Origin of the sequence: Arcobacter venerupis, assembly GCF_013201665.1 — a bacterium.
GTDB lineage: Bacteria > Campylobacterota > Campylobacteria > Campylobacterales > Arcobacteraceae > Aliarcobacter > Aliarcobacter venerupis.
This window is the reverse complement of record NZ_CP053840.1, coordinates 2,266,308-2,289,708: the sequence shown is the minus strand read 5'-3', so window position 1 is coordinate 2,289,708 and position 23,401 is coordinate 2,266,308. Positions and strand designations below refer to the sequence as shown.

Genomic DNA, 23,401 nt, shown 5'->3' with positions numbered 1-23,401 from the left:
ATTAGGAAAGATTGATTTATAATCAATCTTTCCTTTTAACTTTTTATTAGTAAATAAAATATTTTACGAATCTAGTGAGACATAAATATAGGCAATGTTGAATGTTCTAATAAGTATCTAGTTGCCCCACCAAACATAAGTTCTCTTAATCCTTTATGTCCATATGCTCCTGCAACTATTAAGTCAAAATTGCCATCAAGTGCTGCATTTAATAAAGCTTCCCCAGGAATTCTTGTAGTCTCTACAATTTTATAAGTTGCATCAATACTATGAAATTTAAGATAAGCAATTAATTGATTGATTTTTTGCATATCTACACCACTATACTCGTCAGAAGATACAATTTGTACTTTTTCTGCTAGTTTAAGTAGTTCAATAGAAGAAGTTATCGCTCTTGATGATTCAACAGTATTATTCCAACCAATAAGTATTGATTTTGTACTGAAAGTTTTCATTTTTCTTGGGAACATAAGAACAGGTTTCCCACTTTTTAAAACAGATGTTTCAAATGTTGCAGTTGCAATTCCAGATGGAGGCGCAGCAGCAATTACAATATCGCAAAATTTTGATTCTTCTTCAACTAAAAGACTTCTATTTCCTTCTTTTACAGTTAATAGAGCATGAACTTTATTTGGAATTGGAGTAGTTGATATTTCCATTCCAGCAATTTCTCCTATTTCTTTAATAGCATTCTCAAATTCAATTGACTCTTCTTTAGTTCTAATTGCAATTACCTCGTCAATTTCTTTCATTACTTGAGCTGAAATACCTAGATTTTTATACATTTGTTTACCAGTATCGTGTATACATCTTAAAATCTCCAAATTCGCATCAAAATATTTTGCAATTAATAAAGCTGCGAATAATCTCTCTTTTAACTCATCTCCCCCACCAATAGGGAAAAACATTTTTTTGTAAATCATTAAAAATCCTTTGCGTAAATATATTATTAAATTATAGCACTAAAGGCTGAGATGAAAGTTGTATTCTTTAAAAATTTATTAATATAATAGAATAAAACAATATTTATTATCCAACTAATTCTTACACATTTAAGATTTTTTAATATAAAATGAATTAATAATTAATAAGGATTTAGTATGTTAGAACTGAGACCTGGCTGTGAGTGTTGTGATAAAGATTTACCTGCTAATTTAGAAGGTGCATATATTTGTTCCTTTGAATGTACTTTTTGTTTTGATTGTGCAAGTGAAATATTAGGATATATTTGTCCAAATTGTGGTGGAACTTTAATTCCTCGTCCACTTAGAACTCTTGAAAAATTGGTAAATAGTCCAGCATCAACTGTAAGAACTTTTAATCCTAATATTTGTAAAAAATAGTATTAAATATTTAGATAATTTTGTTGTATTATTTAAGCTAATTTCATTGAAAATTACATGAAAAAAAATTAAGTTCTTTAACAATTCTAATTAGCTATTATCAATAAAAAAATAAATAAGGAATATAATGCAAGCAACAAAATCTGTTTTTTTAGCCATATCTTCATTATTCTTTTCAATAGGTTTTTTAGCCATTGGATATGGGATGATTATGACTTTTATTGGTGTTTTTCTTAAAGAAAATGGAACTTCTGATATGGTTATTGGGCTAATTAATGCTGCATTTTTTCTAGGTGCTATGGCATCTTCTATTTTTAGTCAAAAGATTATTTCATCGGTTGGACATATACGAAGTTTTGTTACATTTGCTTCTTTAATGGTTATTACTTTTTTGCTTCACTCTTTATTTTTAAATGAGTTATTTTGGGCAATTCTCCGACTTATTTCTGGATTTGCTTATTATGGTTTGTTAATTATCTTAGAAAGCTGGTTGAATGAAAAAAGTTCAAATGAGCAAAGAGGACAGATATTAGGAATATATACAACTGTTTTTTATTTAGCAACTGCTATTGGTCAACTATTATTAAATATTGATGAAGATTTAAAACATATGATTTTTTCAATTGGTGCAGTTTTAGTTCTTTTTTCAGTGATTTTTATTGCAATGACAAAAATAGAAGAACCAATTTTGAAACCTTTTGACAGATATAGTTTCCCAAAACTTTACAATGTTGTTCCACTAGCTGTAACTGGAAGTTTTATTAGTGGATTTTTTGTAGGTGGTTTTTTCACTATGATTCCTTTGTATCTAATAAAACTGTATGATTCCAAAGAAGTAATATCTTTATTTATGGCATTTGCACTTTTAGGAGGTTTACTTTCTCAATGGCCAATAGGAAAACTCTCAGATATTTATGGACGCCGAAAACTTATTGCTGCAACTGGAGTTTGTACATCATTAGTTTCATTTTTATTTATTTATTTGACTTTAGATGAAAATTTGTTATATTTTTTAGCTATTTTATTTGGAGTTAGTATTTTTTGTATTTATCCATTAAGTTTAGCAAGAGCTAATGATGTTATAGATGAAAATAAAGATATAGTTGAAATAAGTCGAGCGTTACTTTTTGCTTATGGGATGGGTTCTTTTTTTGCACCAGTTATTATTGGTATTGCATTTAATTATTTTAATCCTCATGTTCTTTTTATTATATTTTTTATTTTAGGTATTTATTTGGCACTATATTCATTGTCAAAAAAACGAGTGGATTATGATAAAAGAAGTGTATTTGTTAATATACCTGTTTCATCAACTATTATAATGTCAGAGATAGATCCAAGACAAGATGAAAAATGGGTTGAAGAACAACATAAAAATAATAATGAATAATTATAGGATATTTAAATGGAAATTTTTTCTAGTATTTTAATCGCATTGTTTATTTATATTTTAGGAATAGCAAGTCCAGGCCCTAGTAATCTGGCAATTGCCCATACTTCAATATATGCAGGAAGAAAAGCAGGAATTTGTTTCGCTTTAGGTGTAACAATGGGATCTTTTTTTTGGGGTATTTGTGCAGCTTCAGGATTACAGCCAATTCTTAGTCGGTATTCTGAACTTTTATATATTTTAAAGATTTTAGGTGGTTTATATTTCCTTTATTTAGCTTATAACTCTTTTAAAATGCTTATAAAAAAAGAGCAAAAAAAAGTTGAAATAAAAGAGTCTAAAGGTTCTTTATCTAAATATTTTCTTTCGGGAATAATGATGCATTTATTAAATCCAAAAGCAATTGCTGTTTGGATTGCTATTATCGCTGTTGCTTTACCAAATGGACAAAATACAATGTCAATATATTTGCCTGTGATGATTTGTTTACCTTTTGGAATAGTTGTATTTATAGGTTATTCATTAATGTTTTCTAATGAAAAAGTAGTTAATAAATATTTCAACTTTAAAAAATATATTGATGGGTTTATAGGAGTAATTTTTTCAATTGTAGGGTGTAAACTACTTTTTGATGTAAATAAATAAAAGAATTTCTAGTTAATTTATCACATTAATATTCTTGAATATTTCTTTATTTATTTTTTCATTCTTTTTCCATTATTTTTTGATATACTCTATTAATTTTATTAAGAGGGCTACTTTGTATTTATTAAAAATGTTTCCATTTTTATTTGTGCTAATAATTTTAGTTACACAAACATTATGTGCAAAAGAGTTAAAAAAAGTTACTCTACAACTATCTTGGTTTGACCAGTTTCAATTTGCTGGCTATTATATGGCTAAACAAAAAGGTTTTTATGAAGATTTAGGATTAGATGTTGAGATAAAACCTTTCGAATTTGGTGTGGATATTCCTAAAAGTGTAAATGATGGCAAAATTGATTTTGCAGTAGGACGAGAGACTTTAATACTTGAAAAAATTAAAAATCCAAATATTGTTGCTTTGTATGCACTATTTCAATCTACGCCACTTATTTTATTGAGTACAAAAGAATCTGGAATCAATAATATAAACGATTTTTCAAATAAAAAAATTATGACAACAATAGATGATGCAAGTGAAGTTTCACTAAAAGCAATGATTACTTCAAATAAAGTTAAAATTGAGAATTTAACTTTTTTAAAACATACTCATAAAATTGATGATTTAATTAATAAAAATACAGATGTCATTTCAGCTTATATCTCAAAAGCACCTTTTTGGTTAGAAAAAGAGGGCATAACATATAATATTTTTGATCCTAAAAAATATGGTTTTGATATGTACAGTGATATGTTATATACAAATCAAAATCTTATAAATTATGATTTAAATACAGTTTTATTATTTAAAAAAGCATCATTAAAAGGATGGGAATATGCTTATGCAAATCAAGAAGAGAGTGCTGATATAATACTAAAAAATTATAATAGTCAAAACCTACAAAAAGATGAACTTTTGTATGAAGCAAATGAGTTGAAAAAATTATCTTATTTCAAAACTGCAAATTTAGGAGAAATAAGAAAAGATAAAATTCAAAGAATTTATGATTTATATAATGTAATGGGATTAGTTTCTTCTCCTATAAATCTTGATAAATTTGTATTTGATATTAATAATTTAAATAATTCAACTTTTACTACTAAAGAGATTAAATATATTGAGGAAAAAGATAGTATTACAATGTGCATTATGCCAAATAGTATGCCTTATAGTGATATAAAAGATGGAAAATTCACAGGTTTTATCGCTGATTATATATCTTTAATAGAAGAAAAAATAAAAAAACCTATAACATTAGTTCCTACAGATAGTTGGAAAGAGTCTTTAGAGTTTGCCAAAAATAGAAAATGTGATATTTTATCATCTGCTTCTCAAACAAATGAGCGTGAGAATAATTTTAATTTTACAAAATCTTATATTGATATTCCTTTTGTACTTTTAACAAAAAGTGATACTTCTTTTATTAGTGATCTTTCTTCATTAAAAAATAAAAAGATTTCAATTGTTGAAGATTATGCAATTTTAGATTTTTTAAAAATCAAATATGAAAATATTGAGTTTATACCTGTTCTGAATATTGATGAAGGTTTGAAAAAAGTTATAGATAAAGAGGTTTTTGGACATATTGATGCAATTTCAACATCTTGGTATAAATTGCAAACAAAATATTTAACACAACTTTCTGTATCTGCAAAACTTGATGAAATAACAAGTTTATCAATTGCAGTAAGAAATGATGATCTAGTTTTATTTAATATATTTCAAAAAGCAGTTTTAAGTATTGATGATTTTACAAAAAATGAAATGCTCAATAAATGGATTTCTGTTGAATATAAAAAGGATTTTGATTACTCAATTTTATGGAAAGCACTTGCTGTTTTTATAATTATTTTTATTGCTATTTTATATAGACAAAAACTTTTAAATAAGTTGAATGATAATTTAAAAAGAAAAGTTGAAGAAAAAACTAAAGAATTACGAGATATTAATAGTAAACTTGAGATTAGAATAAAAAAAGAAGTTGAAGAAAATTTAAAAAAAGATAGACTTTTATCTCAGCAACAAAAAATGGTTTCTATGGGACAAATGATTGAAAACATTGCACATCAATGGAGACAGCCATTATCTTTGATTACAACAGGTGCTAGTGGTATTAAATTGAAAAAAGAGTTAAATGATTTGGATGACAAATTTTTGAATGAGACTTTAAACTCTATTTTAAACACTTCAAAATATTTATCAAATACTATTGATGATTTTAGATACTTCTTTAGACCACAAAAAAAGAAAGAGGAATTCTATTTAGAAAATTGTTGTAATAAAACAATAGATTTAATGAATCCAAATTTTTTAAGTAAAAAAATAAAAATTATTAATGAAATTAAAAATATAAAAGTTTTTGGATATGAAACAGAGTTAATTCAGGTTTTAATTAATATTCTGAATAATTCAAAAGATGCCCTCGAATTATCAGATAATGATGAAAAAATTATTTTTATTAATATTTTCGAAGAAAATAATAAAGCAATAATTCAAATAAAAGATAATGCGGGTGGAATTGATGAAGAGATAATTGATAAAATATATGAACCATATTTTACAACTAAACATCAAAGTCAAGGAACAGGAATAGGGTTATTTATGTGTCAAGAGATAATAAATAAACACATGAATGGTGAAATCAATATTTCAAATACAATTTTTGAATATGAAAATAAAACTTATAAAGGGACTTTAACAAAAATAGTTTTGAAATGTTTGATAAAAAATATTGATTAAAACTTTAGCCTTTACATAATAATCTTTAGATACAATTCTACTAATAAAATAATTAGGACAACTATTGAATTGGTTAGAAATAGATAAAGAATATGTATGGCATCCTTATAACTCACTTCCCTCAAAAACAAAGATTTTACCAGTAACTTCTACACATAAAACCTCAATTTTTTTGCAATCAGGAGAAGAGTTAATTGATGGTATGAGTTCTTGGTGGAGTGCAATTCATGGATATAATAATCCTGTATTAAATGAAGCACTAAAAAAACAAGTTGAAATCATGCCTCATATTATGTTTGGGGGTATTGCCCACGAACAAGCTAGTTTGTTATCAAAAAAATTAGTTGATTTAACTAAACTTCATAGTGTATTTTTATGTGATAGTGGCTCAGTTTCTGTTGAAGTTGCACTAAAAACAGCAATTCTTTATCAAAAAGCAAAGGGTTTAAAAAAATATAAATTTTTAGCCCTTGAAAATGCTTATCATGGAGATACCTTAGGTGCTATGAGTGTTTGTGACCCTCAAAATTCAATGCATAGTATTTATGGTTCATATTTAAGTGAGAATATCTTTACAAAAGCTCCAGCTTTAGGATTTAAAACTGATTGTAGTGAAGAGATTAAAATCTTAGAAAACAATTTTGAAAAACACCATAATGAAATTGCAGCTTTTATTCTTGAACCTATTGTTCAAGGTGCAGGTGGAATGAGAATTTATAATCCACAGTATCTAAAAAAAGCTAGAGAATTATGTACAAAATATGATATTTTATTAATTGCAGATGAAATAGCAACAGGTTTTGGACATACTGGATGTATGTTTGCTTGTGAATGGGCAGAAATAAAACCTGATATTATGACTCTTGGAAAAGGATTGACAGGTGGTTATATGACTATGGCTGCAATGATTACTTCAAGAGAGGTAAGTGAAGTAATTTCAAATAGCGAAATTGGCGTACTTATGCACGGCCCTACATTTATGGCAAATCCACTAGCTTGTAGTGTTGCAAATGCTAGCATTGATTTACTTTTAAGTTCTTCATGGATGCAAAATGTAAATAAAATCCAAGATATTTTTTCCCAAGAATTAGAATTTGCAAAAGATTTAAAATTAGTAAAAGATGTCAGAAATATTGGAGCTATTGGAATTATCGAATTAAAAGATGATATTTATGCTCAAAAAATTCAAGATTATTGTGTGAAAAATGGAGTTTGGATACGACCTTTTGGAAAACTTATCTATTCAATAGTTGCTTATACTATAGAAGAAAAAGATTTGAGAAAAATAGTTAAAACAATGATTGCAGCAATAAAAAGTTTAGAAAAATAATGAAAAAAGATAATTTAAAAAAACTAGCATTCAATTTACCAAAATATCCTAATATATTAGGTCGTGATAGATTTTTTAATAGTGCTGTTTTAATTCCTCTTGTAAAAATAAAAGGTGAATATCATCTTTTATTTCAAAAAAGAGCATCAACTATTAGACAAGGTGGAGATATTTGTTTTCCAGGTGGTGGTTTTGAAAAAGGAATTGATAATAATTTTAAAGATACAGCTTTAAGAGAGACTTTTGAAGAGTTAGGAATCGAAAAAAAAGATATAAAAATTTTAGGACAACTTGATACTTATATTGCACCAATTGGAACTGTGATTGAACCTTTTGTTGCAAAAGTAAAGAAAAAAGCTTATAAAAATATGAAAGTTGATTCTAGTGAAGTTGAAAAAACTTTTTTAATTCCAATCTCATTTTTTAAAGAAACACAAGCAGAAGAGTATACTTTAGCACATGAAATTCATCCTTATAAAATCAATAATGAGGGGGAAAAAGAGATTTATTTTCCTGTTGAAGAATTAGGTCTTCCTGAAGCTTACAGAAAACCTTGGGGACATAAAAGACATAAAATTTGGGTTTATAAATATGATGGAGAAGTAATCTGGGGGATTACTTCTGTTTTAATAAAAGAGTTAATATCTAAGTATTAAATAGTCATTACAGCCCAAGTATCATCTTTTAGAGCTTTTGTTAAAAGCTCACCTGTATGTGTGATTTCTATATTTAAATTTTCTAAAATAGAACTTGCTTCATAATCCTCAACACAAACTATACATGCACTCATTTGAACACCAGTATCTTGTATTTTTTTTAACTGTTCTTGTATTTGTACGTTATTTTTTGCAAGTAATATTGAAGGCCCCCAAAGCATAATATGAGCAGTTTTCCAATATTCTCTTTCTAAAATAACAGAAGAGTATAAAAGTGGGAATTTATTAGCTACCTCAATATCACCATTTGTCCAAACTATCAATAAATTTTCTTTCATTTAAAAAGCCTTTGGTTATAATTTTTGTAAGATTATATAATAAATTTTTTAAAGGCTATAAAATGAATAGAATATTATTGGGAAACAGTGAAATCTTTCCATCAAAAGTTGTATGTATTGGGCGAAACTATATAGATCATATAAATGAATTGAATAACGAAATACCAGAAGATATGGTTTTTTTTATAAAACCAAATTCAGCAATTTCTGATAAATTAATTTTTCCAAAAAATCAAGACTCTTGTCACTATGAAGCTGAAATTTCATTTCTAATTGAAGATGATAAAATATCAGCCCTTGCTTTTGGTTTGGATTTAACTTTAAGAGAAGTTCAAAGTAAATTAAAACAAAAAGGTCTTCCATGGGAGCGAGCTAAAGCTTTTGATGGTGCGGCAGTTTTTTCAAAATTTGTAAGTTTTGATGGTGATATTTCAAAACTCGAAATAGAACTTTATATAAATGGAGAATTAAAACAAAAAGGTGATTACTCTTTAATGATAAATAAACCATATGATATTATTGCTGAAGCTAAAACTTTCTTAACTTTTGAAGATGGAGATATTTTAATGAGTGGAACACCAAAAGGTGTTGGATCATTTAAATTAGGTGATGAATTTGTTGGAAAAATATTAGTAGATGGGAAAATAATCATAGAAGAAAGTTTCAGAGTTTCATAATAGAGAATATTACTATGTTATAATATTCTCAAATAGAAGAAAGGAGTATAAATGAAATATTTTATTCTTATGATTATTTTTATAAGTTCACTTTTTTCTTCTGTGCTTGAAGAAAATAAATCTATATTTACACCTGAAGAGTTAGAATGGATTAAAAATAATCCAGTTGTCAAAATTGGAGCTGATTCCAATTGGCCTCCTTTTGAATATGTTGATGAAACAGGAAAATACAGAGGAATTGCTTCAGATTATTTAGAAATATTAAGTAAATATACAGGTCTAAAATTTGAAATAAATGCAGATGACTGGTATAGTGTAATAAGCAAAATAAAAGAAAAAAAACTAGATATGCTAGCTTGTGTTGCAAGAACAGAAGATAGAGAAAACTATTTAAATTATACAACTCCATATTTGACAATAGATGTAGTTGTTATTGCAAAAAAAGATTTAAAAATTCAAAAATTTGATGAAATCCAAAATTATGTAGTTGCAGTTCAAAAAGATAATTTTGTTTACGAAAAGTTACTTAAAAAATATCCTAATATGAAAATTTTATTTGCAAAATCAAATAAAGAAGCTTTTGAATTAGTCTCTTATGGAAAAGCTGATATTTTCATTGGGAATATGCCAGTATTCTCATACTTTGTTGAAAAAGAGTTATATACAAATATTGAAGTTAAATTCAAAGCTGATTTTGACAAAATTGATTTGTCTATGGCTGTGTTAAAAGAAAATCAAACTCTATTTAATATTATTCAAAAAGTTATGCCATTGATTATTAAAAATGAAGAAGAGCGAATAAATAGAAAATGGATATTTGAATTAAAAGATAAAAATAAAACAATAAACTTTACAAAAGAAGAAATTGATTGGATAAAACAAAATCCAGTTCTTAAAATTTCAGGAGATCCAAATTGGCCACCTTACTCTTTTTATGATGAAAAAGATGTTCATGTAGGTATGATTCCTGATTTAGTAAATGAAGTCTTTAAAGATAGCAATATTAAAGTTGAGTATGTAAAAACTAATTCTTGGGTAGAGTCATTAGATTTAATTAAACAGAAAAAAATAGATTTAATTGATGCTATATCTTATTATCCTTCAAGAGAGAATTTTTTAGATTTTTCTACTAAGTATATTGGTACTGAAATAGTAATAATTGCAAATAATAAAGAACCTAATTATGTAAATTCTTTTAATAATATTTCTAATAAAAATATTGCAACGGGGAAAGGTTATTTAGTAAGTGAAGAAATTAAACACGATTTCCCTGAAATTAAAAATATTAAAGAATATGATACTCCTTTGGAAGGTTTAAAGGATTTATCAAATTCAAGAATAGATTATTTTATAATGGATATTCCCTCTTTTGAGTTTTATAGCAAAAAATATAGCTTAAGTAACCTAAAAATTGTTGGTCCAACAGGTTATAACTATAAATATGGTTTTGGCATAAAAAAAGATAGTGATACATTAGTTTCAATTGTAAATAAATTATTAGATAATGTTCCCTCTAGCAAAAAAGATGAAATTTACAGAAAATGGGTAAAAGTTGAATATGAAGAAAAAATAGATTATGACTTAATTTGGAAAATATTAACTATTTCAATAATCATATTATCTATCATTTTTTATTGGAATAGGAAATTAAAACAAGAGATAAAAGAGAAAGAGAAAATACAAGAAGAGTTAGAAACTGAACGAAATAATATAAATTCTTTAAATGAAGAGTTAAAAAAAGCAAAAGATATAGCAGAAAATATTGCTAAACAAAAAAGTGAATTTCTAGCAAATATGAGCCATGAAATTAGAACACCTATGAATTCAGTAATTGGTTTTACAGAAATTTTAGATAAAGAGATAAAAAATCCACTTCATAAAGAGTATTTAAGTTCAATAAAAAAAGGTGGTAATTCACTTCTTAGAATCATAAATGATATTTTAGATTTATCAAAAATTGAAGCTGGCAAATTAGAAATTAGAAATGAATCATTAAATCCTAAAAATATGTTTTTAGAAATTGAGTCAATTTTTCATTCAAAGATAATAAGTAAAAATATAACTTTTCTTTTAGAAATAGATAAAGATATTCCTAAATATATAATAATTGATGGAGTTAGAATAAGACAAATTTTATTTAATCTAATAGGAAATGCAATTAAATTTACCGAAAGAGGGCAAATAAAATTAAAAGTTGAGAATCTTTATAAAGATAATATAAAAAGTAAAATAGATTTAATATTTAGCGTGGAAGATACAGGAATTGGAATAGATGAAAAAAATTTAATTTCTATTTTTAATGCCTTTGAACAAGTAACAAATTTTGATGTTGCAAAATACGGAGGAACTGGATTAGGACTTGCTATTTGTTCAAAATTAGTTCATATGTTAAATGGTGAAATTAAAGTACAAAGCCAAAAAAATAAAGGTTCAATTTTTACCGTAATTTTAAGAGATATTCCCGTTAGTTCTATTGAAAAAGAGACTATTTCTTCAAAATTTTTAGCTTCAAATATTGAATTTGAAAAAGCACAAATATTAGTTGTAGATGATATAGAAGAAAATAGAAAATTAGTACAAGCAAGTTTAAAAGAGTTTGATATAAATTTAGTAATGGCTCAAAATGGAAAAGAAGCCATAGAAAAATTAAAAAATATAAATATTGATTTAATTTTGATGGATTTAAGAATGCCAGTTATGGATGGATATGAAGCAGCAAGTATTATAAAAAATGATTCCAAATTAAAAAGCATTCCACTAATTGCATTAACAGCATCCGTAATGGGAAAAGATTTAGAAAAAGTATCAAAATTTGGTTTTGATGGATATCTAAGAAAACCAGTTATTTTAGATGATTTAATTGAAGAGTTGGCAAAATATATAAAATATCATTTAAAAAATGAAAACATAATAGAAAAAAATGATAATAAAAATATGGATTCTAATAAATTAAAATTTGTAATTGGAAAACTAGAAAAAGAGTTAAAAACTGAGTGGTTACTCATAAAAGATGCTGGAGATTTTTCTTTAATAGAAAAGTTTGCAGAAAAGTTGAATAATTTATCAATTCAAGAAGATATATATTTATTAAAAGATTACTCAGATGAATTAATAAAAAATATAGAATCTTTTGATATTGAAAAAGTTGATTATTTAATGAATACATATTTGGAACTAATTGATAATTTAAAGGCTAAAATTGGAAGATAACAATAAAATTTTGATTGTAGATGATGTTGCTAAAAATATTCAAATGGCAATGAATATTTTAAAAAATGAGGGTTATAAAATGTTTTATGCTAAAAGTGGTGAGATGGCACTTAAATTAGTAGATGAACATGATTTTGATTTGATATTGTTGGATATAATGATGCCTGATATAAATGGTTTTGAAGTTTGTAAAAAATTAAAAAGCAATAATAAAACTAAAAAAATTCCAATAATATTTCTATCTGGAAAAGACTCTTCTTCTGATATTGAACAAGCTTATGAGTGTGGTGGAATAGATTATGTTGTAAAACCATTTATTACTATAGAATTAATTACAAAAGTAAACTCTTATGTTAGATTAAAGCAATTAGAAGATAAGTTCGAAATATCAAAGGAAAGTTAATATGCAGAAAAAATATGAAAATAAAATCTTATTAGTTGACGATGATACAAAAAATTTACAAGTTGCTATGAATATTTTAAAAGATTACAATGTAATTTATGCACAAAGTGGAGATAAAGCTTTAGACTTATTAGAAAAAAACAAATTTGATTTAATCTTACTTGATGTTGTAATGCCAGTAATGGATGGATATTATGTATGTTCTAAAATTAAACAAAATGAAAAAACAAAAAAAATTCCAGTAATTTTTTTAACGGTTAAAGATGATGAAAAAGATATTGTAAGAGGTTTTGAATTAGGTGCAGTTGATTATATTACAAAACCTTTTTATAGTGAAGTTTTACTAAAAAGAGTTGAAGTTCATTTAAAACTTGCAAGTGTGATGAATGAACTTCAAGTTGTAAATACAAATTTAAATGTGCTAGTAAAAGAGCAAGTTAGCCAAATTAGACAAAAAGATGAAATAATCGTACGACAATCAAAAATAAGTGCAATGGCTTCTATAATTGATGTTATATCTTTACAATGGAAACATCCACTTGATAAAATAAAACTCTATTTACAATCTTTAGATTTAAAATTAGCAAATATTGATGAATTTAAATCTGATGATATATTCAAAAGAACCTTAGTTGAAGTAAATAAACTTGATGAAATTATGATTGATTTTCATAAATTTTTTAATAATCAAAAAAATAAAGAGGATGTAAATTTACAAGTTTCTTTAGATAATGCAATTTTTTCATTAAAAGATGAACTAAATAGTTTAAATATTATTTTGAATATTAAAGGTAATAACTTATTATCATTGAATATAGTTTTTGATGAGATAAAACATATTTTTAATAAATTAATAGCTAAATCAATAGAAAATTTTAAATCAAGTGAATTTTTAGATAAAAAACAAATTGATGTAAGTTTTGAAGAGAAAAATGATACTATTTATATCATTTATAGTGATAATGCAAATAATTATGATAAAAATTTAATGGAAAAATATCTTTTAACAACAAATTCTTTTAATTATAGTAATTTTGATTTAGGTTTTTATTTAGTAAAAGTATTTGTAGAGAAAAATTTTGGATTGTTAAGTGTTAAAAAAACAGAAGATGGAATAAAATATATAATAAGATTTGATAAATAAAAGGAAAATATATAATGAAATATAATGAATTAAATGATGAAGAAAAATATGTAATAGAAAATAAAGGAACAGAATATCCTTTTACTGGAAAGTATAATGATTTTTATGAAGAGGGAATTTTTACATGTAAAAAATGTGATGCGCCACTTTATAAATCAGATGACAAATTCAAATCAGGTTGTGGATGGCCTAGTTTTGATGATGAGATAAAAGGTGCTGTAAAAAGAGTTCCAGATAAAGATGGAAGAAGAGTAGAAATTGTTTGTGCTTCTTGTGGTGGGCATTTAGGACATGTATTTGAGGGTGAAAGATTAACTTCAAAAGATACAAGACATTGTGTGAATTCTATTTCATTAAATTTTGAAGTAAAAGCATGATTATCCCTCAAATAAATATCGCAATGCTTATAGATTGTGACAATGTAAGTGCAAAATATATTGATAGTATCATAAATGATTTATCAAAATATGGAACTATAAATATAAGAAATGCTTACGGAAATTGGAAAGATAAAAGACTTCAAGGTTGGGAAGATATTTTACACAAATACAATATAAAACCAATCCAACAATTTGCCTATACAAAAGGTAAAAATGCCAGCGACATAGCAATGGTTATTGATATTATGGATTTACTTTACACTAGAAATCTTGGAGCCTTAGCTCTTGTAACAAGTGATAGTGATTTTACTCCGGTGGTTTCAAGAATACTTTCAAATGGAATAACAGTTTATGGATATGGAGAAGAAAAAACTCCTGAATCTTTTGTAAATGCTTGTTCTCAGTTCATTTATGTGGAAAAACTTTTTGATTATACAAAAGAAGATGTTGCCTGTGCTAGTTCAAATAATAGTAAACTAACAAAAGTACAACTAAGAAAAGATACAAAACTTGTGGCACTCTTAAGAAAAGCAGCAGAACAAACTTCAGATGATAGTGGTTGGTCAAATATCGCAGCTGTTGGTTTATATATAAATCAAAATTCATCTTTTTCTCCAATCAATTATGGATATAAAAAACTAGGTGAATTAATAAAAGCTACTGAATTATTTGATGTAAAAATATTAGGTGAAAATAAAACGGTAATGTTAATAAGAGATAATAGGAATTAAAATACAAAATCAAAATATAAAAAAAGCATATTTTGCCGCGGGTTGTTTTTTGAGAAATGATCTCTCTTAAGCTTAATAATCCTATTTAAAAACTTTCTTAATCTTTATATAAACTTCCTTTTTGAATAAGGTATTCTACTCTGAGCCACAGATTTATACACAAATTGGGAGACATCTAAATTATTTTTTCTAATTTAATAAATTATAATTGAAAATGCAAGATGTTATGATTTTATTAAAAAAAGTGAAATTACTCAATTTAAGCAAATGATGAGAAGAATAACTCTAATTCACAACAATTTAATAGAGTTAGTTTTTTTTAATTATTATATAAAAGATTCATATACATTTTCTACAACTTGTTTTATAGCATCTCTTCTAAATTCTTCACTATATTCTCTTCTTCCCATTTTTAATTCCTTCAACTATTTGTACTTTTCTCTAAATGGTTGTATTAATTAACTGAATTAATTTGTGTCTATATTTTGGGGATCATTACAGTATTGTAAATGTTTATTAATTAGCCAAAAAGAATATAAATTTATTATTTAATGTTCCATAATTAAGCTATATAATAATAAAATGCAGCTTAAAAATAATACCCAATAATGAAACATTTTAATAAGAAAATATTAATTGAGTGTTCCATAATTAAACATAAGGAAAAATATTTGCTCTTCAATTCTTACGAATTCATCTTCGCATTTCTACCAATAACCTTTTTTATATATTTTTATCTTAATCATAAAAGATTAATTGTAGCCTCAAAAGGTTTTTTAGTGTTTAGTTCACTATTTTTCTACTCTTGGTGGAATATAGCATATTTACCTTTGATTTTAATAAGTATACTTTTTAACTATGTAATAGGTAATAGTTTAAATAAGGGAATAGAAGAGAATAAAAAATCTTTTTCAAAAAAATCAATTCTAATATTTGGTATTGTTTGTAATATAGGATTACTTGGATACTTTAAATATGCAGATTTTTTTATAGAAAATTTTAATTTTGCAATAGGTACAAATGTAAATCTTTTACATCTACTTTTGCCCTTAGCAATATCTTTCTTTACTTTCCAACAAATAGCATACTTAGTTGATAGTTATAGACAAGAAACAAAAGAGTATGATTTTTTAAACTATGCACTATTTGTTACTTTCTTTCCTCAATTAATAGCAGGACCAATTGTTCATCATAAAGAGATGATGCCACAATTTGCAAATAATAGAAATATGGTAAAGAATTATAGAAATATAGCTTTAGGACTTTTTATATTTTCAATTGGATTATTTAAAAAAGTTGTAATTGCAGATACATTTGCAGTTTGGGCAAATGCAGGATTTGATACAGCAACAACATTAAATCTATTTGAAGCTTGGGCAACATCACTATCTTATACATTTCAACTATACTTTGATTTTTCAGGTTATACAGATATGGCAATAGGAATTGCACTTTTATTTAATATAAAACTTCCTATTAACTTTAATAGTCCCTATAAAGCGCTTAATATACAAGATTTTTGGAGAAGATGGCATATTACACTTTCAAGATTTTTAAAAGAATATGTATATATTCCATTAGGTGGAAATAAAAAGTCTTCTTTTAGAACATACTCAAATCTTCTTGCAACTTTTGTAATAGGTGGTTTTTGGCATGGAGCTGGATGGACATTTTTATTCTGGGGATTTCTTCATGGAATTGCTTTGATTATTCATAGACTTTGGTCAAGTTTTGGATTTAAAATGTGGACTTGGTTAGCATGGTTAATTACTTTTAACTTTGTGAATATTGCATGGGTATTTTTTAGAGCAAAAGAGTGGGACGATGCAGTTAAGGTTTTAGGTTCGATGTTTAGTTTAGATAATGTTGTATTGCCAAATGTATTAGCCTCAAAACTTTCATTTTTAAGCAATTATAATATTGGATTTGGTGGATTGGTAGAAAATATACAAGGAAATAATTTTACCCCTATTTGGTTGATTTTTGGATTCATTTTAATTTTATTCTTCGAAAACTCAATGGAAAAAGGGAAAGAATTTAAAATAAATTATAAAACATTAATCTTAACTTTTATCTGTTTAACAGCTGGACTTTTATCATTAAATAAAGTATCAGAATTTTTATATTTTAATTTTTAAGGATAATTTGTGAATAGTAAAAAATGGATTAAAATATTATTGACACTTTGTGCTTTAGCTGTTGGATTTGTTGGCGGAGTTAATTATTTGGTTGACCCATTTGATGTTTTTCATACAAAAATTTTAAAAGAACAATTTCAAATAAATGAAAGATTTATTAAAATTGAATTTCTAGAGAAGAATCATAACAAATTTGATTCGTATATGTTTGGTTCGTGTCGTATTGGAACTACTCCACCAGATGTATTAAATCAGTATATGAATGATGCTAATTTTTATAATTTTACAATTTCAAGTGCTAATTTATATGATTATTTACTTCATTTACAATATTTCATAAAAAAAGAATATCCCTTAAAAAATTTGTATTTAGAAATAGATATTGACAATATGGATAATTATGGAAGAAATGAAAGTGATTATTTAAGAAAATTTCATCCTTATGTTTTAAATCAATCTTTATATAGTTATTATATTTCTTATCTAACTGGATTTTTCCCATTTAATATAAGAGGAAAAATTGAATTAAATATTAAAAGAGATGATATAACTACATATTCTCTTGAAACTGGTATTTGGGGTAAACCAATAAAAGAAAAAGAGATACAAGAGAACCCATTGAAATTTATAAGTGAAGAACCAAGCTTTCATATTAAGAATACTAGGTTAATAAAAAATAGTTCAAAATTAGAGAATTTAAAAGCATTAAGTGAAATAGTTAATTTATCTAAAAAGAATAATATAAATTTAATAGTTTTTACAACTCCTTATAATAAGAATATGATGGATAATTTTATTTTAAATGATTATTTAGAGTTCTTAAAAGAGATTTCAAGTGTTATTAATTTTTATGATTTTACAGGATATAATTCTATAACAACAAACAATACTAATTATTATGAACCAAGTCATTATAGGGAAAATGTTGGAAGATTAATTGCAGCTAAAATTTTCAATGATAAATCAATAGATGTTCCAAAAGATTTTGGTGTGCTAGTTACAAAAGATAATATAAATGAACATTTAGAAAATCTTAGAAAACAAGTAGAAGATTACGAATTAGAGAAAAATCTAAAATAATAAATATTTAATTTAAGTTTGTTTTACACTTGCAGTTTTATTAGTAGAACTGTAAGTGCTCAAAACATAATATAAAATTCTTTTTTTAGAGAACGATGATGTACTCATTTTGAAATTTAATAAGAAAATATTAATTGAGTGTTCCATAATTAAACATAAGGAAAAATATTTGCTCTTCAATTCTTACGAATTCATCTTCGCATTTCTACCAATAACCTTTTTTATATATTTTTATCTTAATCATAAAAGATTAATTGTAGCCTCAAAAGGTTTTTTAGTGTTTAGTTCACTATTTTTCTACTCTTGGTGGAATATAGCATATTTACCTTTGATTTTAATAAGTATACTTTTTAACTATGTAATAGGTAATAGTTTAAATAAGGGAATAGAAGAGAATAAAAAATCTTTTTCAAAAAAATCAATTCTAATATTTGGTATTGTTTGTAATATAGGATTACTTGGATACTTTAAATATGCAGATTTTTTTATAGAAAATTTTAATTTTGCAATAGGTACAAATGTAAATCTTTTACATCTACTTTTGCCCTTAGCAATATCTTTCTTTACTTTCCAACAAATAGCATATTTAGTTGATAGTTATAGACAAGAAACAAAAGAGTATGATTTTTTAAACTATGCACTATTTGTTACTTTCTTTCCTCAATTAATAGCAGGACCAATTGTTCATCATAAAGAGATGATGCCACAATTTGCAAATAATAGAAATATGGTAAAGAATTATAGAAATATAGCTTTAGGACTTTTTATATTTTCAATTGGATTATTTAAAAAAGTTGTAATTGCAGATACATTTGCAGTTTGGGCAAATGCAGGATTTGATACAGCAACAACATTAAATCTATTTGAAGCTTGGGCAACATCACTATCTTATACATTTCAACTATACTTTGATTTTTCAGGTTATACAGATATGGCAATAGGAATTGCACTTTTATTTAATATAAAACTTCCTATTAACTTTAATAGTCCCTATAAAGCGCTTAATATACAAGATTTTTGGAGAAGATGGCATATTACACTTTCAAGATTTTTAAAAGAATATGTATATATTCCATTAGGTGGAAATAAAAAGTCTTCTTTTAGAACATACTCAAATCTTCTTGCAACTTTTGTAATAGGTGGTTTTTGGCATGGAGCTGGATGGACATTTTTATTCTGGGGATTTCTTCATGGAATTGCTTTGATTATTCATAGACTTTGGTCAAGTTTTGGATTTAAAATGTGGACTTGGTTAGCATGGTTAATTACTTTTAACTTTGTGAATATTGCATGGGTATTTTTTAGAGCAAAAGAGTGGGACGATGCAGTTAAGGTTTTAGGTTCGATGTTTAGTTTAGATAATGTTGTATTGCCAAATGTATTAGCCTCAAAACTTTCATTTTTAAGCAATTATAATATTGGATTTGGTGGATTGGTAGAAAATATACAAGGAAATAATTTTACCCCTATTTGGTTGATTTTTGGATTCATTTTAATTTTATTCTTCGAAAACTCAATGGAAAAAGGGAAAGAATTTAAAATATTATTGACACTTTACATTTTCGTTGTTGGATTTGTTGGCGGAGTTAATTATTTGGTTGACCCATTTGATGTTTTTCATACAAAAATTTTAAAAGAACAATTTCAAATAAATGAAAGATTTGTTAAAATTGAATTTCTAGAGAAGAATCATAACAAATTTGATTCGTATATGTTTGGCTCGTCTTGTATTGGAACTACTCCACCAGATGTATTAAATCAGTATATGAATGATGCTAATTTTTATAATTTTACAATTGCAAGTGCTAATTTATATGATTATTTACTTCATTTACAATATTTCATAAAAAAAGAATATCCCTTAAAAAATTTGTATTTAGAAATAGATATTAACAATATGAATAATTATGGAAGAAGTGAAAGTGATTATTTAAGAAAATTTCATCCTTATGTTTTAAATCAATCTTTATATAGTTATTATATTTCTTATCTAACTGGATTTTTCCCATTTAATATAAGAGGAAAAATTGAATTAAATATTAAAAGAGATGATATAACTACATATTCTCTTGAAACTGGTAGTTGGAGTAAACCAATAAAAGAAAAAGAGATACAAGAGAACCCATTGAAATTTATAAGTGAAGAACCAAGCTTTCATATTAAGAATACTAGGTTAATAAAAAATAGTTCAAAATTAGAGAATTTAAAAGCATTAAGTGAAATAGTTAATTTATCTAAAAAGAATAATATAAATTTAATAGTTTTTACAACTCCTTATAATAAGAATATGATGGATAATTTTATTTTAAATGATTATTTAGAGTTCTTAAAAGAGATTTCAAGTGTTATTAATTTTTATGATTTTACAGGATATAATTCTATAACAACAAACAATACTAATTATTATGAACCAAGTCATTATAGGGAAAATGTTGGAAGATTAATTGCAGCTAAAATTTTCAATGATAAATCAATAGATGTTCCAAAAGATTTTGGTGTGCTAGTTACAAAAGATAATATAAATGAACATTTAGAAAATCTTAGAAAACAAGTAGAAGATTACGAATTCTACTCTAATTGCAAATACTAAAAGTTTTTTGGTAATGTTCATCTAAAAACATTTTCCAGAAAAAATATACTTGCATCTATATTTTTTGATAAACATTGTATAAAAATACTCTAAAAACTGATAAATACTTAAATCAAAAACATACTCGCCAATTTTTCACTCTCGTTAATTCAGTCTCTTCAATCGTTGCTCCCAAAAAAATAGGAGCAATAAATGACAAAAATACAACCATATAAAACAATATAAGATGAGCTAAAAGAACTTTTAATAAAAAACTTTATCAAATATATATGAATATCAAGACGAAAACTATTGAATCAAAATCATATATTAAACTTCTTAATAGATATTAATGAATCAGAAGTAAATTTACCAGATAGTGAATTACATCAGATTTTAAAATCTGTTTTTAAATATTGGTAAAATGGAAAAATAAGATATGGTTTTAGTGCTTTAAAATGAAGGTAAAAAGATAAATTGTTCGGAAATAGGAAGATTATAGTTTAATAGAAAGACGGTTAAAAAGTATTGTCTAATATAAATAAATATATAAGTATTATTCGACTAAAATATATCAACAATGGATAAAAAATTGTGATACTTATTAAAAAAAGTTCCATTTTTTGGGATATTCATTTTAATTTGGAAAACATTCATCCACAATGGAAAGGTCGGTTTTATGGGCATTAAAAAAGCATATTTCGCAGCAGGTTGTTTTTGGGGAGTTGAATATCATTTTGAAAAACTAAATGGTGTAAAATCAGCGATTTCTGGTTATATGGGGGGACATATAGTTAATCCCGATTATTATATGGTTTGTTCAGGCTCTACAGGACATTTAGAAGTTGTTGAAGTTTCTTATGATGAAAGTGTTGTTTGTTTTGAAGAGTTGGCTAAACTTTTTTTTGAAATACATGATTTTACACAAATAAATGGACAAGGTCCAGATATTGGAAGTCAATATTTATCAGCAATATTTTATGTAAATGAAGAACAAAAAGTTATAAGTGAAAAATTGATATTAGAGTTGGAAAGTAAAGGTTTTAAAGTAGCTACTTCTTTATATGAGTTAGTACCATTTTATGAAGCAGAAGAGTATCATCAAGATTACTATGAAAGACATCAAAAGATGCCTTATTGTCATAGTTATAAAAAGATATTTTAAACAGCACCTAAAACATAATAGATATGTCTATCATCTAATTTTTGAAGTTTTACATTGTACTTCTCTGCCCAATGTGAAACTTCTTGATGAAACTCTTCTAAAATTTCTGTAGAATCATTTTCATCACATTTTATTTTAAAATGATTTGATTTATTTGAAAGTCCAACATAAGCATTCATTTTTTTAAGATGATCATTTAGCGTAAAAATGTGTTTTGCAAATTTATCAAAATTTGTTGTTGATTCTATGATTTTTTCAGCTTGTTTTATTGAAGCTTCACTTTTTGAATACCCTAATTGAGATAATATTACTTCTGAAGATACATTTAATTGCATTTTAATCCTTTTAATTAATTATTATATATGTTATCAAAATTAGTTTGAATAATAAATAAAAAATAGATATTTACCTAAGAGCTAATTGTATATATTATATTCATTTAAGAATAATATTAATTTCAAAAATAGCTATGTTATAATCTTTTCATATAAAATATTAATACAAAGGCTAAATATGTCAATTTTAATGGAAATGAGTATGTTTCCAACAGATAAAAGTGAAAGTAAAAGCAAAGAAGTTGCTGAAGTTATAAAAATTATAAGGGATAGTGGAGTAAATTATCAATTAACATCAATGGCAACTATTATTGAAACAAACACTATGTCAGAAGCTTTATCTTTAGCTGAAAAATGTTATTTAAGATTAGAAGAATTAGGTTGTAATAGAGTATATGCAACTTTGAAATTTGATATTAGAGTAGGGCACGATAATAGATTAAAAACTAAAATAGAATCTGTTGAAAAATATATTGGTGAAGTTTCAAAATAAATTTAGATTAATCTCTAAATTTATTTTTATATATTTTAATATTTTTTGAGTTAATCTTTAAATAAAGACTTTGTTGAATCCTTATCATTACATTCATCCAAAGCTTTAAGTTTGAAACTAAATCTATGCTCATCACTTCTTCCAAACTTCTTGATTGCATCAACATGCGCTTTTGTTCCATAACCTTTATGTTTAGAAAAATTATAATTTGAATATTTTTCACTAATATTACACATATATCTATCTCTTGAAACTTTTGCAAGGATTGAGGCTGCACTAACTTGTGGCACAGTTGCATCTGCTTTTATTTTACAATTAAGATTTTCAATTGCAAAAGTTGTATTTCCATCCATTAAAAACTCATCACAATTATTTTTTAAAATATCCATTATTTCAATAATAGAATTTTTTAAACATGCGCTAAGACCTAACTCATCGATACTTTTAGCACTAGTGAACACAATATGATAATATGATTTTTCTTTTATTTTGGAAAAAAGGTTTTCTCTTTTTTTTTCACTTAAAACTTTTGAGTCATTTAATCCAACAATTTCTTCTTTTAAAACTACTCCAGCTACAACTAAAGGACCAGCTAAAGGCCCTCTTCCTGCTTCATCAATTCCACATAACATATAAA

The 23,401-nt window shown here is 25.3% G+C and carries 20 protein-coding genes and 1 pseudogene; 17 read left to right on the top strand and 4 right to left on the bottom strand.

Annotation, left to right across the window (positions count from 1 at the left end):
* Positions 1-71: 71 nt before the first annotated feature.
* A complete protein-coding gene (locus tag AVENP_RS11400) occupies positions 72-923 on the bottom strand; it encodes a universal stress protein (protein ID WP_128359018.1) in 852 nt (283 codons plus the stop codon).
* A gap of 177 nt (positions 924-1,100) precedes the next feature.
* Here AVENP_RS11400 and AVENP_RS11395 point away from each other — a divergent pair, with 177 nt between their 5' ends.
* The 6 genes from AVENP_RS11395 to AVENP_RS11370 all read left to right on the top strand — a co-directional run bounded on the left by AVENP_RS11395 (position 1,101) and on the right by AVENP_RS11370 (position 8,101).
* On the top strand, positions 1,101-1,343 hold the full coding sequence (locus AVENP_RS11395; RefSeq protein WP_128359017.1) for a DUF1272 domain-containing protein: 243 nt from the start codon (positions 1,101-1,103) through the stop codon (positions 1,341-1,343).
* A gap of 127 nt (positions 1,344-1,470) precedes the next feature.
* On the top strand, positions 1,471-2,733 hold the full coding sequence (locus AVENP_RS11390; RefSeq protein ID WP_128359016.1) for an MFS transporter: 1,263 nt from the start codon (positions 1,471-1,473) through the stop codon (positions 2,731-2,733).
* Between the two features lie 15 nt (positions 2,734-2,748).
* Positions 2,749-3,378, top strand: a complete 630-nt coding sequence (locus tag AVENP_RS11385; RefSeq protein ID WP_128359015.1) for a LysE family translocator — start codon at positions 2,749-2,751, stop codon at positions 3,376-3,378.
* A gap of 115 nt (positions 3,379-3,493) precedes the next feature.
* On the top strand, positions 3,494-6,115 hold the full coding sequence (locus AVENP_RS11380) for an ABC transporter substrate-binding protein (protein WP_228201877.1): 2,622 nt from the start codon (positions 3,494-3,496) through the stop codon (positions 6,113-6,115).
* Positions 6,116-6,179: 64 nt separating this feature from the next.
* Complete coding sequence (gene bioA, locus AVENP_RS11375) at positions 6,180-7,445, top strand: adenosylmethionine--8-amino-7-oxononanoate transaminase (RefSeq protein WP_128359014.1); 1,266 nt, start codon at positions 6,180-6,182, stop codon at positions 7,443-7,445.
* Complete coding sequence (locus AVENP_RS11370; protein WP_128359013.1) at positions 7,445-8,101, top strand: NUDIX hydrolase; 657 nt, start codon at positions 7,445-7,447, stop codon at positions 8,099-8,101. Before bioA ends, AVENP_RS11370 begins: the two co-directional genes overlap by 1 nt.
* Here AVENP_RS11370 and AVENP_RS11365 read toward each other — a convergent pair.
* Entirely contained in the window at positions 8,098-8,439 is a 342-nt protein-coding gene (locus tag AVENP_RS11365; protein WP_128359012.1) for a DsrE family protein, read from the bottom strand. The genes AVENP_RS11370 and AVENP_RS11365 overlap by 4 nt on opposite strands.
* A 62-nt stretch (positions 8,440-8,501) precedes the next feature.
* Between AVENP_RS11365 and AVENP_RS11360 the strand changes: the two genes are divergently transcribed.
* From AVENP_RS11360 to msrA, 10 genes and pseudogenes are all read left to right on the top strand, one after another.
* The gene (locus AVENP_RS11360; protein WP_128359011.1) at positions 8,502-9,116 is read left to right on the top strand and encodes a fumarylacetoacetate hydrolase family protein; all 615 of its coding nucleotides are present in this window, start codon (positions 8,502-8,504) and stop codon (positions 9,114-9,116) included.
* Between the two features lie 51 nt (positions 9,117-9,167).
* Positions 9,168-12,326 (top strand): transporter substrate-binding domain-containing protein, encoded by a 3,159-nt coding sequence (locus AVENP_RS11355; RefSeq protein ID WP_128359010.1) that lies wholly within the window; start codon positions 9,168-9,170, stop codon positions 12,324-12,326.
* Entirely contained in the window at positions 12,316-12,729 is a 414-nt protein-coding gene (locus AVENP_RS11350) for a response regulator (protein ID WP_128359009.1), read from the top strand. The genes AVENP_RS11355 and AVENP_RS11350 overlap by 11 nt, the downstream gene beginning before the upstream one ends.
* Position 12,730: 1 nt before the next feature.
* A complete protein-coding gene (locus AVENP_RS11345; protein WP_128359008.1) occupies positions 12,731-13,873 on the top strand; it encodes a response regulator in 1,143 nt (380 codons plus the stop codon).
* 14 nt (positions 13,874-13,887) lie between these two features.
* Complete coding sequence (locus AVENP_RS11340) at positions 13,888-14,250, top strand: methionine-R-sulfoxide reductase (RefSeq protein ID WP_128359007.1); 363 nt, start codon at positions 13,888-13,890, stop codon at positions 14,248-14,250.
* Positions 14,247-14,984: an NYN domain-containing protein gene (locus AVENP_RS11335; protein WP_128359006.1), complete on the top strand. Its 738-nt coding sequence runs from the start codon at positions 14,247-14,249 to the stop codon at positions 14,982-14,984. Before AVENP_RS11340 ends, AVENP_RS11335 begins: the two co-directional genes overlap by 4 nt.
* Before the next feature lie 671 nt (positions 14,985-15,655).
* A complete protein-coding gene (locus AVENP_RS11330; protein WP_275402670.1) occupies positions 15,656-17,122 on the top strand; it encodes an MBOAT family O-acyltransferase in 1,467 nt (488 codons plus the stop codon).
* 9 nt (positions 17,123-17,131) lie between these two features.
* Positions 17,132-18,202 carry a hypothetical protein gene (locus AVENP_RS11325; RefSeq protein ID WP_172664298.1) on the top strand — a complete coding sequence of 357 codons (1,071 nt, stop codon included), beginning with the start codon at positions 17,132-17,134 and terminating at the stop codon, positions 18,200-18,202.
* Between the two features lie 169 nt (positions 18,203-18,371).
* Positions 18,372-19,781, top strand: a pseudogene (locus tag AVENP_RS15910) (MBOAT family O-acyltransferase); the annotation flags it as partial.
* Between the two features lie 1,669 nt (positions 19,782-21,450).
* Positions 21,451-21,936, top strand: a complete 486-nt coding sequence (msrA, locus tag AVENP_RS11315) for a peptide-methionine (S)-S-oxide reductase MsrA (RefSeq protein WP_128359317.1) — start codon at positions 21,451-21,453, stop codon at positions 21,934-21,936.
* Here the strand turns inward: msrA and AVENP_RS11310 are convergent.
* On the bottom strand, positions 21,933-22,271 hold the full coding sequence (locus AVENP_RS11310) for a hypothetical protein (RefSeq protein WP_128359318.1): 339 nt from the start codon (positions 22,269-22,271) through the stop codon (positions 21,933-21,935). The genes msrA and AVENP_RS11310 overlap by 4 nt on opposite strands.
* Positions 22,272-22,449: 178 nt before the next feature.
* Here AVENP_RS11310 and AVENP_RS11305 point away from each other — a divergent pair, with 178 nt between their 5' ends.
* Positions 22,450-22,764 (top strand): MTH1187 family thiamine-binding protein, encoded by a 315-nt coding sequence (locus tag AVENP_RS11305; RefSeq protein ID WP_128359319.1) that lies wholly within the window; start codon positions 22,450-22,452, stop codon positions 22,762-22,764.
* A gap of 50 nt (positions 22,765-22,814) precedes the next feature.
* Here AVENP_RS11305 and rnhB read toward each other — a convergent pair whose 3' ends face one another.
* The gene (rnhB, locus tag AVENP_RS11300; protein ID WP_128359320.1) at positions 22,815-23,396 is read right to left on the bottom strand and encodes a ribonuclease HII; all 582 of its coding nucleotides are present in this window, start codon (positions 23,394-23,396) and stop codon (positions 22,815-22,817) included.
* Positions 23,397-23,401 lie beyond the last annotated feature (5 nt).

What these genes read in the sequence shown, in the direction of transcription:
- AVENP_RS11385 (WP_128359015.1), top strand. Translation starts at nt 2,749, where the DNA reads ATGGAAATTTTTTCTAGTATTTTAATCGCATTGTTTATTTATATTTTA.
- AVENP_RS11340 (WP_128359007.1), top strand. Translation starts at nt 13,888, where the DNA reads ATGAAATATAATGAATTAAATGATGAAGAAAAATATGTAATAGAAAAT.
- AVENP_RS11365 (WP_128359012.1), bottom strand. Translation starts at nt 8,439, where the DNA reads ATGAAAGAAAATTTATTGATAGTTTGGACAAATGGTGATATTGAGGTA.
- AVENP_RS11345 (WP_128359008.1), top strand. Translation starts at nt 12,731, where the DNA reads ATGCAGAAAAAATATGAAAATAAAATCTTATTAGTTGACGATGATACA.
- AVENP_RS11370 (WP_128359013.1), top strand. Translation starts at nt 7,445, where the DNA reads ATGAAAAAAGATAATTTAAAAAAACTAGCATTCAATTTACCAAAATAT.
- AVENP_RS11305 (WP_128359319.1), top strand. Translation starts at nt 22,450, where the DNA reads ATGTCAATTTTAATGGAAATGAGTATGTTTCCAACAGATAAAAGTGAA.
- AVENP_RS11400 (WP_128359018.1), bottom strand. Translation starts at nt 923, where the DNA reads ATGATTTACAAAAAAATGTTTTTCCCTATTGGTGGGGGAGATGAGTTA.
- AVENP_RS11335 (WP_128359006.1), top strand. Translation starts at nt 14,247, where the DNA reads ATGATTATCCCTCAAATAAATATCGCAATGCTTATAGATTGTGACAAT.
- AVENP_RS11395 (WP_128359017.1), top strand. Translation starts at nt 1,101, where the DNA reads ATGTTAGAACTGAGACCTGGCTGTGAGTGTTGTGATAAAGATTTACCT.
- AVENP_RS11390 (WP_128359016.1), top strand. Translation starts at nt 1,471, where the DNA reads ATGCAAGCAACAAAATCTGTTTTTTTAGCCATATCTTCATTATTCTTT.
- AVENP_RS11355 (WP_128359010.1), top strand. Translation starts at nt 9,168, where the DNA reads ATGAAATATTTTATTCTTATGATTATTTTTATAAGTTCACTTTTTTCT.
- AVENP_RS11310 (WP_128359318.1), bottom strand. Translation starts at nt 22,271, where the DNA reads ATGCAATTAAATGTATCTTCAGAAGTAATATTATCTCAATTAGGGTAT.
- msrA (WP_128359317.1), top strand. Translation starts at nt 21,451, where the DNA reads ATGGGCATTAAAAAAGCATATTTCGCAGCAGGTTGTTTTTGGGGAGTT.
- AVENP_RS11360 (WP_128359011.1), top strand. Translation starts at nt 8,502, where the DNA reads ATGAATAGAATATTATTGGGAAACAGTGAAATCTTTCCATCAAAAGTT.
- rnhB (WP_128359320.1), bottom strand. Translation starts at nt 23,396, where the DNA reads ATGTTATGTGGAATTGATGAAGCAGGAAGAGGGCCTTTAGCTGGTCCT.